The 12,370-nt window shown below is 41.5% G+C and carries 20 protein-coding genes; 19 read left to right on the top strand and 1 reads right to left on the bottom strand.

All coding sequences use genetic code 11. The features are described from left to right. Window position 1 precedes the first annotated feature (1 nt). The 15 genes from HPC38_RS02315 (at window position 2) to HPC38_RS02250 (ending at window position 9,255) form a co-directional block, all read left to right on the top strand. Entirely contained in the window at window positions 2–271 is a 270-nt protein-coding gene (locus tag HPC38_RS02315; protein ID WP_208119681.1) for a hypothetical protein, read from the top strand. Continuing rightward, window positions 264–518, top strand: coding sequence for a hypothetical protein (locus HPC38_RS02310; RefSeq protein WP_208119680.1), 255 nt, complete (start codon window positions 264–266; stop codon window positions 516–518). The genes HPC38_RS02315 and HPC38_RS02310 overlap by 8 nt, the downstream gene beginning before the upstream one ends. Before the next feature lie 11 nt (window positions 519–529). Further along, window positions 530–1,132 (top strand): hypothetical protein, encoded by a 603-nt coding sequence (locus tag HPC38_RS02305; RefSeq protein ID WP_208119679.1) that lies wholly within the window; start codon window positions 530–532, stop codon window positions 1,130–1,132. A gap of 11 nt (window positions 1,133–1,143) precedes the next feature. Then, window positions 1,144–2,025: a hypothetical protein gene (locus tag HPC38_RS02300; RefSeq protein WP_208119678.1), complete on the top strand. Its 882-nt coding sequence runs from the start codon at window positions 1,144–1,146 to the stop codon at window positions 2,023–2,025. A gap of 10 nt (window positions 2,026–2,035) precedes the next feature. Beyond that, entirely contained in the window at window positions 2,036–2,407 is a 372-nt protein-coding gene (locus HPC38_RS02295) for a hypothetical protein (RefSeq protein WP_208119677.1), read from the top strand. Beyond that, window positions 2,389–2,805 carry a hypothetical protein gene (locus HPC38_RS02290; protein ID WP_208119676.1) on the top strand — a complete coding sequence of 139 codons (417 nt, stop codon included), beginning with the start codon at window positions 2,389–2,391 and terminating at the stop codon, window positions 2,803–2,805. The genes HPC38_RS02295 and HPC38_RS02290 overlap by 19 nt, the downstream gene beginning before the upstream one ends. Continuing rightward, window positions 2,802–3,167 (top strand): hypothetical protein, encoded by a 366-nt coding sequence (locus HPC38_RS02285; RefSeq protein WP_208119675.1) that lies wholly within the window; start codon window positions 2,802–2,804, stop codon window positions 3,165–3,167. Before HPC38_RS02290 ends, HPC38_RS02285 begins: the two co-directional genes overlap by 4 nt. Window positions 3,168–3,172: 5 nt before the next feature. Further along, window positions 3,173–4,069: a hypothetical protein gene (locus HPC38_RS02280; protein ID WP_208119674.1), complete on the top strand. Its 897-nt coding sequence runs from the start codon at window positions 3,173–3,175 to the stop codon at window positions 4,067–4,069. A gap of 11 nt (window positions 4,070–4,080) precedes the next feature. Then, entirely contained in the window at window positions 4,081–5,145 is a 1,065-nt protein-coding gene (locus HPC38_RS02275) for a hypothetical protein (RefSeq protein WP_208119673.1), read from the top strand. A gap of 21 nt (window positions 5,146–5,166) precedes the next feature. Further along, window positions 5,167–5,376 carry a DUF7940 domain-containing protein gene (locus HPC38_RS02270; protein WP_208119672.1) on the top strand — a complete coding sequence of 70 codons (210 nt, stop codon included), beginning with the start codon at window positions 5,167–5,169 and terminating at the stop codon, window positions 5,374–5,376. A 142-nt stretch (window positions 5,377–5,518) separates the two neighbouring features. Continuing rightward, complete coding sequence (locus tag HPC38_RS02265; RefSeq protein WP_208119671.1) at window positions 5,519–5,716, top strand: hypothetical protein; 198 nt, start codon at window positions 5,519–5,521, stop codon at window positions 5,714–5,716. Between the two features lie 74 nt (window positions 5,717–5,790). Beyond that, the gene (locus HPC38_RS02260) at window positions 5,791–6,717 is read left to right on the top strand and encodes a hypothetical protein (RefSeq protein ID WP_208119670.1); all 927 of its coding nucleotides are present in this window, start codon (window positions 5,791–5,793) and stop codon (window positions 6,715–6,717) included. Between the two features lie 13 nt (window positions 6,718–6,730). Then, entirely contained in the window at window positions 6,731–7,696 is a 966-nt protein-coding gene (locus tag HPC38_RS02255; protein ID WP_208119669.1) for a hypothetical protein, read from the top strand. Between the two features lie 15 nt (window positions 7,697–7,711). Then, window positions 7,712–7,834, top strand: a complete 123-nt coding sequence (locus HPC38_RS10525) for a hypothetical protein (RefSeq protein WP_268932815.1) — start codon at window positions 7,712–7,714, stop codon at window positions 7,832–7,834. 170 nt (window positions 7,835–8,004) lie between these two features. Then, entirely contained in the window at window positions 8,005–9,255 is a 1,251-nt protein-coding gene (locus HPC38_RS02250) for a tyrosine-type recombinase/integrase (protein WP_208119668.1), read from the top strand. Window positions 9,256–9,545: 290 nt separating this feature from the next. On the opposite strand, the gene HPC38_RS02245 is transcribed toward HPC38_RS02250, so the two are convergent. Next, a complete protein-coding gene (locus HPC38_RS02245) occupies window positions 9,546–9,770 on the bottom strand; it encodes a hypothetical protein (RefSeq protein WP_208119667.1) in 225 nt (74 codons plus the stop codon). 354 nt (window positions 9,771–10,124) lie between these two features. Here HPC38_RS02245 and HPC38_RS02240 point away from each other — a divergent pair, with 354 nt between their 5' ends. The 4 genes from HPC38_RS02240 (at window position 10,125) to HPC38_RS02225 (ending at window position 12,122) form a co-directional block, all read left to right on the top strand. Further along, entirely contained in the window at window positions 10,125–10,298 is a 174-nt protein-coding gene (locus HPC38_RS02240; RefSeq protein WP_208119666.1) for a host cell division inhibitor Icd-like protein, read from the top strand. 64 nt (window positions 10,299–10,362) lie between these two features. Beyond that, a complete protein-coding gene (locus HPC38_RS02235) occupies window positions 10,363–10,755 on the top strand; it encodes a hypothetical protein (RefSeq protein WP_208119665.1) in 393 nt (130 codons plus the stop codon). A gap of 489 nt (window positions 10,756–11,244) precedes the next feature. Beyond that, window positions 11,245–11,700 carry a hypothetical protein gene (locus tag HPC38_RS02230; RefSeq protein ID WP_208119664.1) on the top strand — a complete coding sequence of 152 codons (456 nt, stop codon included), beginning with the start codon at window positions 11,245–11,247 and terminating at the stop codon, window positions 11,698–11,700. Continuing rightward, window positions 11,685–12,122 carry a type II toxin-antitoxin system YafO family toxin gene (locus HPC38_RS02225; RefSeq protein WP_208119663.1) on the top strand — a complete coding sequence of 146 codons (438 nt, stop codon included), beginning with the start codon at window positions 11,685–11,687 and terminating at the stop codon, window positions 12,120–12,122. The genes HPC38_RS02230 and HPC38_RS02225 overlap by 16 nt, the downstream gene beginning before the upstream one ends. Window positions 12,123–12,370: the final 248 nt, after the last annotated feature.

The following is a 12,370-nucleotide window of genomic DNA, read 5'->3' as shown; positions in this document are numbered from 1 at the left end:
AATGGATGGCGTATTAGTCGAAGTTGGCGATCAAGTTCATCATTTAACGCTAGGCAATGGCGTTGTTGAAACCATTGAAAAAGGCACTGCAAGGATTCGTATGAACAAGGGCGGTGGTATTAAAAACATGAGTGAAGGCGGTTATACCAATGGTAGCCGCCTTTTCTTTTGGGGTGAACCAACAATTATTGCTCCAGTTAAAGGTGAGATCGCAAAACACAAGAAAGCAGTGAATTTATTTCTCGCTTTAAAGGAGATGATTAATGAGTAGAAGCAGATGCAATCCTAACTCAGACAAAGTGCGAATCCTATCGAGTTGTGATCGCCCAGTCTATGTAAAGACTTGTGGTGATGAGGCGGATAGTGAAGTTGCAAAACAAATGGCAAATCTGAATGAAACGCTCAAGGCGATTTTGTTATCAGGCTTACCCGCAGATAAAAGCGAAACTTACACAATGATTGTGCAAGATGCTTTTGGCAAAGAAATTTTCAAAAAAACATTTAATGCACCGAAATAAGGAGAATAAAAATGGCAGATTATAAAGTAGTTACACCCGAAAACCTAAACGATAAAAAAGGCTTTGATATTAATCAGAGCGAACAAAAAATCAATGTCAAGGTTGATAACAAAACTATCGGATTTGATGAATCAGGCGCACTTAAAACGTTAGCTGAAAAGCTAGCCGCAATCACTAATGTTCGTTTTGAAAACGGTGGCGGCACGCCAAAACTCGTATTCACTGTTAATGGTGGTGATGATATTGAAGTACCTTTAACCGAGATCGCAAAAGACATCAATGTTGAAGCGGCTGAATACGACCCAGAGTCAACTACACTTACTTTAACTCGCACAGAAAGCCAAGCTCCAGTTACCGTTGATTTGGGTAAATTAGCCGAAAGTGCGGTTGAAGCAACAGAAACAGTTACTTTGAGTGGTACTGGTAAAACAGACGATCCATTGAAAGCAGATGTGAATCTCGAAGCGTTGGGTAACTTGATGGTCGCTGATGATGGCTCAATTACCTTTGAAGAGGGTAAAGCGAAACTCAATAAAGCTGTTGTATTTGATACTAAAATCACAAACGCATTTGGCACTCAAATTCTAGGTTATATCAGCTCAACTAACTCATAAGGTGGTAAGCGATGACAGAAGTACAAATTATTATTAAAGATGATTTAGGTGTGGGCTTTGATGTCAATGAAGATGAGCAAAAAGTGAATGTAGCTATCTCGAAGGAGAAAGGCAACATTCTCACCAGCAAAGACGATGGATTATTTGCATCGTGTTGTTTGCCGAAAGTGGAGAAAGTTACCCTTAGCCGTGAAGTGAACGGCATTGATGAATTGCCAGAACACAGTGACAGCGTGACTGATCCAAAAAATCTACGTGATTTATTGAAGTCAGATACTATTACGCTCACTAAGCCAGCTTATGTGGCACGCTGGGTTGATCGCAATCTCGGTTCAGGTGGTGTGAGTTTTGATGGGTCAGTTGATATTAACGGTGGTCGTTTTTTACCAATTGGCACACACGAGATTACGCCGTTAGAAGGTTCATTTGATACCGTTTATGGCTTTATCCGTTATATCGATGAATTTGATGAAAGTGCGGTTGAGTTACCTCAAGAACCAAAAGCGTATATTAAACAAGTCAATGAAAATACTGTGCGCTCTTATATTAGCAGTTGGGAAGAACTGTACGATGGCATGGAGTTTGACAATGTAGATGTTAGTTCAACGTTTGATGTAGGCTTCGCTTTTTCACGAGATGAATATAAATCTGATTACTCCAGCAGCGATCATGCGGCTGAAACAGCAGTATTAACAGGCAGCACAACAGCAGGGCCATTCACAGTCTCTGTGAGTAAGGGTTACAGTATGTACAAGATCGATGTTAGTGGTACTGGAGTATTGGGTGAAGGTGATTTGCATGAACCCTACACATTACCAATTGAAATTCAAGTTGATGGCAAAACCTACAATATCACTGTGAAAGGTCATGTTAATTGGACTGACCCATATTAAGGAAAACTAAATGGCAAGCAAAGTTGAAGTGGTCTTTGAAAAATTTGCTGCTTTTATCTTCTTATTGATTCTCGTTGGATTGATTGGATTCCTTGTTTATATCCCTATGCCTGATACAAGTGAGAAAGTCATCTTGATCATCATAGGTGGGTTGATGTCAACAGCAACAGGCGCTTTACCGCGCCTTTTTGGTTCTGATGACAGCAAAGAAGAGCAGTTGAAAGCAAGAATACGAGATGTTGAGCGGCATCTTGAGATCACAGAATCGAAGTTTGAAACAATTAAGCAGCAGTATGATCACGTTATACAAATGTTGGTGGATAAATATGTTATCCCTGACGGTGAAGCTAAGGGAAATGAGCAATGGCAGGCAGACGATTAAACACTCAGGAAGTGAGCAGCGAAGATGCTTATTTGGAATACGGAAGAACGGACACTACGAGCCGTTCTTTTCGTATTGGCGAAACGCCAGCGCGCATAGTTGCGTTTGGTTTAACAGGTAATGATGTTGTTAATGTGAATCGTGTATTAAAGCCTTCAGCTTCATTGAATCGCGATGCATGCGGTCACTTGTTATCAATGCCAACACTATTTGAGCAGCCGCATTATGTTGGCCGCAGAAAGGTAAAACTCACAGCGGAAGCGCCTGAAGTTGTGATTGATGCAAGTGGTGATTTTATCCTTGAGTTTGTTGGTGAGAATCGAGAAGAAGCTCACGTTGTATTAATCAGAGAAAAAGTCACAAAAGAAATAATCAATGAAATGCGAGGTGTTGAATGAGTCAGGTTCTATTTGATCAAGGTAAAACAAACCTTGTATCAGCAACATTTTCAGCTCCAGCGCAATTATCTTTATTTAATGCCACAGCAGATGAACATACGTTTGTTGATGGCATTGTTACAGAATCAAATTGTGGTGACTTCATCACGTTTGAGCGAGTCTTGTTTGATGGTGATTATGATGTTGTGTGTAAAGGAATCATTGAAGGTGGCGCAATCGCTTCAGCACCATTGCAAGATGAAGATGGTTGTGATGTGCAGATGAATCACAAAAACAATTCACTGTTCATTGAAGGCAAAGGGATGTATCGCGCAATTTATCATGGTGATAATCGCGAAGAAATTATTTTAATTAAGGAGTAAAAGCAATGAGTAAATGCGACAAAGTGATTGCTGATGCACTTACAGCTGAAGCGGTACTTGGTAAAGATTGCTCAGGCAATATCGTAAATGCTGGCGCAACACTGGCGACTTGTGCTGATTTAGGCGCAGTCAAAGAAGATTTAGCTGGCAAAGTTGATGAAGTCAAAGACAAAGCCAAAGATGTTGAGAATAAAGTTGATGCGCTAGACACAGCAACAGATAAATTATTTGAAGATGTTGCAGTGGAGGGCGGAAAACTTATATTCACGCGTAAAGACGGTTCTGAAAAGAGTATTAATCTCGATCTTGATCAAGTTAAAGATGTAGATGTTGATGATGACTATCTGATTATCACTAACGATGATGATTCAAAAGCTAAGTTATCGCTGAATAAGTTGGCCAAAAAACTATTTGAAAATGGTGTGGCTAAAGAAGCGGATATGAAAGCGGTGAAAGAAGGCCGTGCAGGTATTAAGCTTGGTGTTGATAACTCAGGTGAAGATGTAGTTCAAGGCGCTTGCATTACAACATGTAAAGACTTGAATGATATGTATGAGCGCATTAAATCTGAAATCCCAGTAGATAAATTTCTTTCTGGCGTGAATTACGATTCTGAAACAAAAACAATCAAATTCACTGTCAGTGGTGGTGAAAACCTGGAAGCGCCTATCGCCGATTTAGCGCAAAGTGCGGTCAAACCTAATGGTGGCATTACTGGTGATGGTTCAAGCGGTAATCCGTTGCGGTTAGATTTGAGTACACAAGCGAAGAGAAATCCTACAGAAAATGAAAATGGTGAGATCGCAACAACATATATTGGTGGCCACGATGTCGTGCTGGGTCGCCCAACAAAATGGATTGTTGTTGGTGACAATACCGTTATCCCAGCTTATACAATCTAAGGAGTTAAACAATGAGTAAGAAAGCAGTTCAGTATGACAATGAACGCAAAATGCACGAAGTTGCAGATAAGCTAGATAAGGGCTTAATTCCGCTCTCGCAAGATGGTGGTAATCTTATCGAAATGCGTAATGATGGGCTTTATTATGGGACAGTTGCGCCTAAAGAATTACGTGACATTTATGTTAGCTCTGTTTCAGGCTCAGATTTCAGTGGTGATGGTTCACGCAGTAAGCCATTTAAAACGTTACGCAAAGCACTTTCTATGGTTCCTTCATATTTGTCCTATAACGTGCATCTTAAAGCAGGGGAAACGTTTATTTGGACATCAGATGAAAATAATTATGCTGGTCCTAAAGATATTACGAATAGTGCATATGTTCATATAAATACTTATGGCGATCCTGTGGTCGAAAAAGAGGTGAAGATTACGCCACAAGCACCACAATACAACGGTCGTTCATCTAAACGTGTAAAACACGCTAAGTTATTTTTGGGTGTAATTCAAAATGAAAAAACAGTAAATAATAAATATGGTAAACCGTCATTTTGGCCACACTTTGGTTCTACTATCAAATTTGAAAATATTGAATTTCATACAAAAGGTGCAGTTAGTATTCAAGGGTTGCGAGATCGGTTCTATGGATCAGAGTCTGCTGAAGGATTAGGTTATTGGTCTGGTTCGTTTGTTTACGGCGATAGAGGAAGTGCTATCTTTTTTAATTGTCGTTTTATTCATGATGCTGATGAAGACGCATCAAAAGTACGATTTATCTCCGAATCATGGAATGGTGCAGGTGTATCAGCCAAATTTCACCGTTGTTATTATGAAAAAACAAAAGGTGCGATTAATGAGAGTGCTTTTGATTACGGTGTTTTTAATATTCAAACTGGGGCGTCTGTTAACGTAAATAGAGAGGTTTCTGGTGATGATTACCTACACTCTTTTGGCGAAACGTTAGCAGAAGAAAATTTAAAATCGAAGTTTGAGTCCGTACCTAAATTGTTAGGTGGTTTTGTGAAAAACAGCAAAGGAGATGTACAAAACTGCTTACTTAATTTTGTTCCTGCATCGTGATCTATTAAGAGGAGGTAATCAATGCAATTTTTCAAATTCAAACAACTGGCTCAATCATGGTCAGTTTGGGTGTTGTCAATTTTAGCAGTATTCCCTGTTATTAGTGACAATTGGGAAGCGTTCTCAAAATTGATTCCTGAGCAATATCATGGAACAGTAATCTCAGTATTGAGTGTGGCTGGTATTTTGGCGCGCGCAGTAAAACAAACTAATCTAAGTAAGGAGCAGTAATGAGAGTTATTGTTAAGCCAAGCGGCCGTCCAGTCGTTCGCACTGGAACAAAGGCTAATGGCCGCCCTATCGTCCGCAAAGGTGATAAGCCTGATAACGGCAAGAATGTTCGCCGTATTGGCGGATGCGGAGCTTGCAAGCGATGATGAAGTCTAATGCCTATAAAACTTTTGAGAAATACACTAGCGATAAAAAGCTACCTATGATCGAAGTGCTAGAAGCTAGAAGAGAAGAAGTCTATCAAATCGTAAAAGAGTTGAGAGATTCTGATGAAACTAAGCGATGGCAAGGCATTATGTCTGAATTAGATTTGCAGATACATTATTTAAAAAATTCATAGAAGCCCACTGTAAAAGGTGGGTTTTTTAATACCTATAAACTATCCACGCGTTAAGCCCGATAGAAGGAGTAAACATGCCAAGTGCAACAATGCGCGCAATCAACGAGAAGCGCAAACAAATGTTAGAGTCACAAGCTCAAGAAGAAAGAGCTGATCATACTGAAACAGAAATCACAGACAACGTGCAATCAAATGAAGTCGATAATCATGACGAAGAGAATCAGCAAGCGAATCTTCCTGATGAGAGTCCTGATGAATCCACAGAAGATGAGGGCAGCGAATCAAATCCTGAACCTGCTAAAGACGATTATGAACGCAAGTTCAAACGCCTTTCAGGAAAGATGAGCCAAGTTGAACGTGAAAGAAACGAAGCGAAACAAAGAGCAAAAGAGCTTGAAGAGCGCCTTGCAGAATTCAAAGCGAGAGAGAAGTTGGAAGCCGAAATGAGAGCTAAAAACAAATCTCAAGACGATGATTCTGAAGATGACTATGATTGGGGTGATGATGAAGAGCCAAAAGCAAAGTCAAAAGGCAGCAAAAAAGCTGATGATATTGAAGTTGAGAAAGAAGTTGAGCGTATTCTTGCTGAAAAAGAAAAGCAAAAAAGACACTCAATCTTCAATCAAAAACTTGATGAAGAGCTTAAAGATTTAGGTGAGGAATCAAGCTTTATTGAGCTGATTAACGAGCCTGATTTTGACAAGTTCATCATGGGCAATCGAGCTAGAAAAGCTTTGTTCGCAGATAGCGCACAGCATCAAGACGATGAAGCTATTCAGATTATGAAGAAACTCATCACAGAGTATCTTGGCAAAAACAAGGTTGTTGAAAATAAAACAACACCTAACGTTAAAAACACATCAAAGCAACCGCCTAAGAAGCAAGAAAATCTTATCACTGAAGAACAGTATATGAAAGCGATTAGGGATAAAGGGGTTGCATCTAGACGTAAGCGAGCGAATGAAATTATTGCCGCTTATCTTAAACAACAAAACAGTTAATTAAGGATTTAATATGAGTAAACAAATTATGGGTCAGGGGCATGGCAAAATTGTCCCTGATGACTTAATTGCAACTAAGGTTTCACATAAGGTATTTGAAAAACGTATTGATGATGTTATTGCGCCGAATATTGCGCTGGCTAATGCGGATTTTGAAGGCGATCTTGTTGCTGGAAACAAAATTTCCTGGATTCGTCGTAACACAATCAACGATGATCTATTCCAAGAGGTACAAGGCAATGAAGAGCCTGAAACAGATGTAATCAACCTGTGTACTGATGAAGCTGAGATTTGTGGATTGAAGAAGTTCAAAATCAAAGTCTCCGTTGATCAGTTGCGCAGATTGTCCGCTGAGGATCTTGATGGCGTTTATATTGATACCATTGAGCAAACTATTTCCGATTCACTCGAAATGGCGTGGAATGATAGCCACTTCGCACACATGATTATGATGGCCTGTGCTGATAATACTGGTAACAACGCCATGGGTGCGGTTAATCTAGGTTCGCCTGATAACCCAATTGTTATTCCACGCGATCCAGTAGAAAGTGCGGCTGCATTGGAAAGTGTATTCTTCAATTTGCACTATGTATTGTCAGCAAACAATGCAATGCAAACTGGTGGTGATACCGCTTTGGTTTTACCAACATTAGTTGCAAACCGCTCAATGAAGTTGTTCACTGAATTGAACACTTGTTGCAGTGAAGACAACGTGCTTGTTAAAGGCAACCTGCCAAAAACCATTCTTGGCTTCGATCCATACCAAACAAATCGCCAAGTGTTAAGCACTGTTCATAATGGTAAACGTATTTACTACATTATCGCAGCAGATAAACACGCCACAGGTTTTGTGTCTGATATGTATAACTTCAAATGGTGGGAAGGTATGCAAGACTGGTATTTAGTAGGTACTGAAGTGCATGGTTCTTATGTCACACAGCCTGATCAAGTTGCAGTTGCATGTATCGCTTTTGAGTAATATTAAGGAGTTAATATGAGTTTTCAAATTTTTAAAGGTGGTTGGGATGGTGATGTTACAGATCGCATTGTTCCTAATCAACGTCCAGCCGATGGTCACATTAAAAGTGCGGTCTGGGAAGAAAGCAAATTACAATAAATTATAACGGATTAAACGAGATTATTTCGTATTTTTTAATCCTTGTTTTTCAATATGTTGCAAGTGATTTGTAGCTTATACCGTATCAAACGCGGGTAAAGCAAATTACTTTTTTTTGCAGTATAACAGAGCGTTTTTGCAGTATTTTTTACAGTTAGCAAGGGGGCATTATGCCAAAGATTTTAACACCACTTACAAGCGCACGAGTTGCTAAGAGCGCACCAAAGGCGAAAGCTTACACACTAAGAGACGGGCGCGGCTTATCGCTGGCGGTATTACCCACAGGGGCGAAGCACTGGCGACTTGATTACACAAAACCCTACACAGGTAAGCGCACGCAAATTTCGTTAGGGCAATACCCAGCGATTAGCCTAGCGCAGGCAAGAGCGCAGCGCGAGGAATGTTACGCACTGTTGGCCAAAGACATTGATCCAGTAGAGCATAAACAGCGAAAGCGCAGAGCAGAACAAGCGAAGCGTGATAGTATTTTTAATGTTGCGTTTAACAACTGGCTAGATTTTAAAGCCCAAACGATAGCACCGCGAACACTTGAGCGATACCACGGTAGAATCAAGCAGCACGCACTAAAAAAACTAGGGTCTATGCCGCTAAGTGAAATCAAGCCAAGGGTGCTTGTTAAAGTGTTTAAACCGCTTGCAGAGCAGGGCAAAATCACCACGCTAAAACAATGCTTAGAGATTATTAACGGCATTTTAAATCACGCGGTAAATACTGGCATACTTGAATTTAACCCGTGCTTAAAAGTGAGTAAGGCGTTCGCACCACGCAAAACAATCAACAGGGCAACATTGCACTACGAGGAATTACCGCGCTTGATTGAGGTTATCCGCCGACACGATGACCCCGCATTTAAAGCGTTGTTTTACTGGCAACTGCTGACAATGAGCAGACCCACTGAGGCAAGCGGCGCACTATGGGAAGAAATCGACGAAGACGCGCAGCTATGGACAATCCCAGCGGATAGGCTGAAGAAAACCCACGCCAACAAGGGCGAAAAATCACACGTGGTGCCACTGTCAACACAAACGCAATCAATCATTGAGCAATTAAAGCCACTGATAGCAGACCGCCGAAACAGTGCGAAGCCGTTTTTGTTTAGCCCGTTTTTGTTAAGAAAAATGCACGCGTATACTCCGCGCAGGCTAAACGCCTATTTCAACACACACCCAGAAACGAAAGGCAAGCAAACCGCCCACGGCTTGCGGGCTATGGCTAGCACCTACCTACACGAAGCTGAGGTAATGCCTGACGTTGTAGAGATGTGCCTAGCTCACACTATTCAAGGCGTTAGGGGCGTTTACAACCGCGCGCAATACCTTAAGCAACGGCGCGCAGCCTTGCAGTTATGGGGCGATTATGTACAGGAATGTGCAGGTGGTGAAATTAATCTTTTTGATTGACCGCACTTTAAAAAGTGGTGGTGCTGGTGCCAATGGCAAAAATCGCAATATAAATCCCTTAGGGCGTTTTTATCTTTTAGGCGATAGATTGTATTGCTTCACCATTTGAAACGCTTAAATCGAAAGCTGAATGGTTTCAGCAAGAGAATTTTAATCAAGGGAAAAGTATTGTTTCAGATTTAGGTAAAGGGTAAAAAATAAAATCATCTAGGTTATTGCATTATGCGCAAGTATGCGCTAATGTAACAAGGCAATCAAGAAAGATTGCACAGCCGTGAGAAGCTGGAAATTTAAGACGGGCGCGGAGAATAGCACGCCTTGAGCGTGTTTTTTTTATGCGCAGCACCCACACAAGCCGCCAAAAAGTCAAAGCGCGGTTTCAATGATGGCGTGTAACGGGCAACTTTTATAGTTGGCTGGTCTTGCCCTGTCTTTGCCAGTTTCTCACCCCGTTGCACGCTATCGCCCAAGCCGTGAGAAGCCAAGCGATAGCCGAAATTAAGGCAGGTTATCACGATGATTTACATTTTTGCAGGCGTTACGCCGAATACTCAACACTTACCCTTAATCCGAATTACTGCACCGACAGAAAAAAGTATTGCAGTTTATAACGGATTATATTAGATTATTTTGTAACAGCTTTGACAGGCTGAAATAACTCAAGCGGATAGACCGCTTTTAACGCTATACGTTAAGCGGTATTTTTATATCCGCAAAGCCTTGTTATATCCAAATTATGGCGAGGCGTAACGGCGGAAGCCTACGGGCTTGCTGGTTTCTTGAGTTACCAGTCTGTCAACCACGTTACGTCTTGCCACCCCTATTTGACAGTAGGCGCAAGATTTGGATTAACTCAAGAGGCTATCACGATGTTTACTTACATTTTTGCGGGCATTATCCGCACCGACACACTAAATCATATCTATAAAATCCGAATTACTGCACCGACAGAAAGCCAAGCACGGGCGATGTTAAGCCCTGAAATGCGGTTTTTATTTGTTGGCCAAATCGCACCACGCAAAAAAGTTTCTATGACCTTGTAGAGCCTAGCCCCTATGCGTATCCCATAGCGCACAGGGGCTTTTTTTCACCCAAAGGGGGCAATCTATGAACTTGCCTAAATTGAGATTAAACGCGCAGCTAGAATACTTACGCCTTGCGGACGTGTTGGCAAGACTAGCCAGTGCGCACAGTATCAGCCAAGCGGACGCGATTACCGTGTTATGCGTGAGTATCCGCCAAGCACAGAGCAAGCCACGGCTTTTTGACTTGCAAGACTTCGACCCGTTGCACAGCCTAAGCGCACCGCGTGAGATTGATTTAAATCAATTATTACAGGCGTTAGAGAATGCGACCGCGTCACAAGTTGGCTTTTTGCGTGAAGAGCTGGAAGGCGTTTTAGATTGCTCACTGTTAAGCGCGCAAGAACAAACCGCACTCAATGCCAAGCCAAGCGGCCAACACGCCACACATAACGCGGGCGATGACTGGAAAAAGTAAAAATTTTCGATTTTTTGTAGTTCATATTTGTAACTACTGTGGTTCATATTTGTAACCAAAGAGAAGAAAAAATAATCAAAAATAGCATTTTGTAGTTCATATTTGTAACCAAAAACAGCTTTTTTTAGCTTTTCTGTAGTTCATATTTGTACCTCCTTTATATATATATACCATATGCACTGCTTTAAAAACGCCGTAAAGAGATTTTTTAACCATGCAAAAACCAGCGCACAAAAATCAGTTTTCACCATACAGAAAAAAACAAAAACTCAGTTAAAAAAATTTTGGTCATTGAAAACGGTTTTTTGTGAGTGAGTGAAGTAGAAAAAAATCAAAGTGCGGTTATCTGCTGAAATCAAATCAACACACGGAACAGATCCGACACCATGCAAAACCCAAAGGGTAAACACTGAAAAACAAAATCAATACTAGAATACGCCAAAATAACACGCTATGATATGCTATGAATAGGCACAAAGGGGGCAATCTATGAACAAAGCCAACCAAACAAGCGCGCGGTTACTGGCGAACATATCAGCCAATATTGAGCAGATCAACACGTTAACACCACAGGCGCATACTATCGCGCAGGCAATGGGAAGCGTTAATCACTTAACCCAAACATTAACCGAGCTGAATGGTTTTATTAAAGCCCAAAAAGATAACATCACCGCACAACAACGGGCGATTTTGTCACTGGCTAATCAAGCGTTGAATTATTGCGCGCAGATGATGGCGGAAACCTATGGGCAGGAAATTCACGCGCACTACTTCGCAGAGTATCGCCAATTTTCAGCACAGAGAGCCGCGTTTAGTGCGCACTTGCAAAACATCAAAGAGCGGTTAGAGGGCGTGCAGGTTTATAAAACCGTAGCCACCCAAATGACCACACGGGAATGGCAAGCCATCAACGCGCAATGGGAAAAGCTATGCAAAGCCGTGTAATTGTTCACGATAGCCTAAAATCGCATTTATTTATTGAGCAAATAGCGCAGGCGATAGCGGTGTTCTATGACTATGGTATTTACGCGGACTTTTTAGGGCATTATGGCGCTTTTGAAAATAATCAGAATGCGACGGCAAGCCAGCTATTTAAATTTCACATTGCAATCAATCAAGCGGATTTTTTCTCCAAGCACTGGCGTAGCAAAGACGGCCATAAACGAACAAGCGATAATTTTGTGATTTATGCACAGCATTTTTTGTATCAAAATTATTTTTTAGTGCTAGGTATTATTACGCCTAACGCACACGCGAGAATTGATAATCTATTGCCCCGATTAATCGCAAAGGCTGAAGAGTTTCACGCGTTAAACTTGCAGGCGTTGCAGAAATTCAAACATTACACCGCCACCCAAAAGCACTGACACCAATAAACCACAAAGCCCAAAAGCGGAACACCCCAAAGAACAAGAACCCACACCGCGCAAGGCTTGCCAAGATTGAACAAGCAGAGCGGAACCCCTAACGGAACAGCAAAGCCAACAACACTAACAACCACCAGCGGTGAAAGTTAAACAGCAACCCCAGCAACCACGCCAACACCCACACCCACACCGCAAGGGCTAGCGCGTTTTATGCTTGCGTAACCGTTACTTAACCATGCCCACTGATG

Source organism: Spirabiliibacterium pneumoniae (assembly GCF_014884995.1).
Taxonomy (GTDB): domain Bacteria; phylum Pseudomonadota; class Gammaproteobacteria; order Enterobacterales; family Pasteurellaceae; genus Spirabiliibacterium; species Spirabiliibacterium pneumoniae.
The sequence above is the reverse complement of the archived record's forward strand: the minus strand, read 5'-3'. Positions and strand labels throughout refer to the sequence as shown.

Excerpts from the sequence above, each read along its gene's own strand:
- HPC38_RS02310 (WP_208119680.1), top strand. The coding sequence starts at position 264 with ATGAGTAGAAGCAGATGCAATCCTAACTCAGACAAAGTGCGAATCCTA.
- HPC38_RS02270 (WP_208119672.1), top strand. The coding sequence starts at position 5,167 with ATGCAATTTTTCAAATTCAAACAACTGGCTCAATCATGGTCAGTTTGG.
- HPC38_RS02285 (WP_208119675.1), top strand. The coding sequence starts at position 2,802 with ATGAGTCAGGTTCTATTTGATCAAGGTAAAACAAACCTTGTATCAGCA.
- HPC38_RS02260 (WP_208119670.1), top strand. The coding sequence starts at position 5,791 with ATGCCAAGTGCAACAATGCGCGCAATCAACGAGAAGCGCAAACAAATG.
- HPC38_RS02295 (WP_208119677.1), top strand. The coding sequence starts at position 2,036 with ATGGCAAGCAAAGTTGAAGTGGTCTTTGAAAAATTTGCTGCTTTTATC.
- HPC38_RS02230 (WP_208119664.1), top strand. The coding sequence starts at position 11,245 with ATGAACAAAGCCAACCAAACAAGCGCGCGGTTACTGGCGAACATATCA.
- HPC38_RS10525 (WP_268932815.1), top strand. The coding sequence starts at position 7,712 with ATGAGTTTTCAAATTTTTAAAGGTGGTTGGGATGGTGATGTTACAGAT.
- HPC38_RS02275 (WP_208119673.1), top strand. The coding sequence starts at position 4,081 with ATGAGTAAGAAAGCAGTTCAGTATGACAATGAACGCAAAATGCACGAA.
- HPC38_RS02255 (WP_208119669.1), top strand. The coding sequence starts at position 6,731 with ATGAGTAAACAAATTATGGGTCAGGGGCATGGCAAAATTGTCCCTGAT.
- HPC38_RS02300 (WP_208119678.1), top strand. The coding sequence starts at position 1,144 with ATGACAGAAGTACAAATTATTATTAAAGATGATTTAGGTGTGGGCTTT.
- HPC38_RS02235 (WP_208119665.1), top strand. The coding sequence starts at position 10,363 with ATGAACTTGCCTAAATTGAGATTAAACGCGCAGCTAGAATACTTACGC.
- HPC38_RS02225 (WP_208119663.1), top strand. The coding sequence starts at position 11,685 with ATGCAAAGCCGTGTAATTGTTCACGATAGCCTAAAATCGCATTTATTT.
- HPC38_RS02280 (WP_208119674.1), top strand. The coding sequence starts at position 3,173 with ATGAGTAAATGCGACAAAGTGATTGCTGATGCACTTACAGCTGAAGCG.
- HPC38_RS02250 (WP_208119668.1), top strand. The coding sequence starts at position 8,005 with ATGCCAAAGATTTTAACACCACTTACAAGCGCACGAGTTGCTAAGAGC.
- HPC38_RS02315 (WP_208119681.1), top strand. The coding sequence starts at position 2 with ATGGATGGCGTATTAGTCGAAGTTGGCGATCAAGTTCATCATTTAACG.
- HPC38_RS02305 (WP_208119679.1), top strand. The coding sequence starts at position 530 with ATGGCAGATTATAAAGTAGTTACACCCGAAAACCTAAACGATAAAAAA.
- HPC38_RS02290 (WP_208119676.1), top strand. The coding sequence starts at position 2,389 with ATGGCAGGCAGACGATTAAACACTCAGGAAGTGAGCAGCGAAGATGCT.
- HPC38_RS02240 (WP_208119666.1), top strand. The coding sequence starts at position 10,125 with ATGTTTACTTACATTTTTGCGGGCATTATCCGCACCGACACACTAAAT.
- HPC38_RS02265 (WP_208119671.1), top strand. The coding sequence starts at position 5,519 with ATGATGAAGTCTAATGCCTATAAAACTTTTGAGAAATACACTAGCGAT.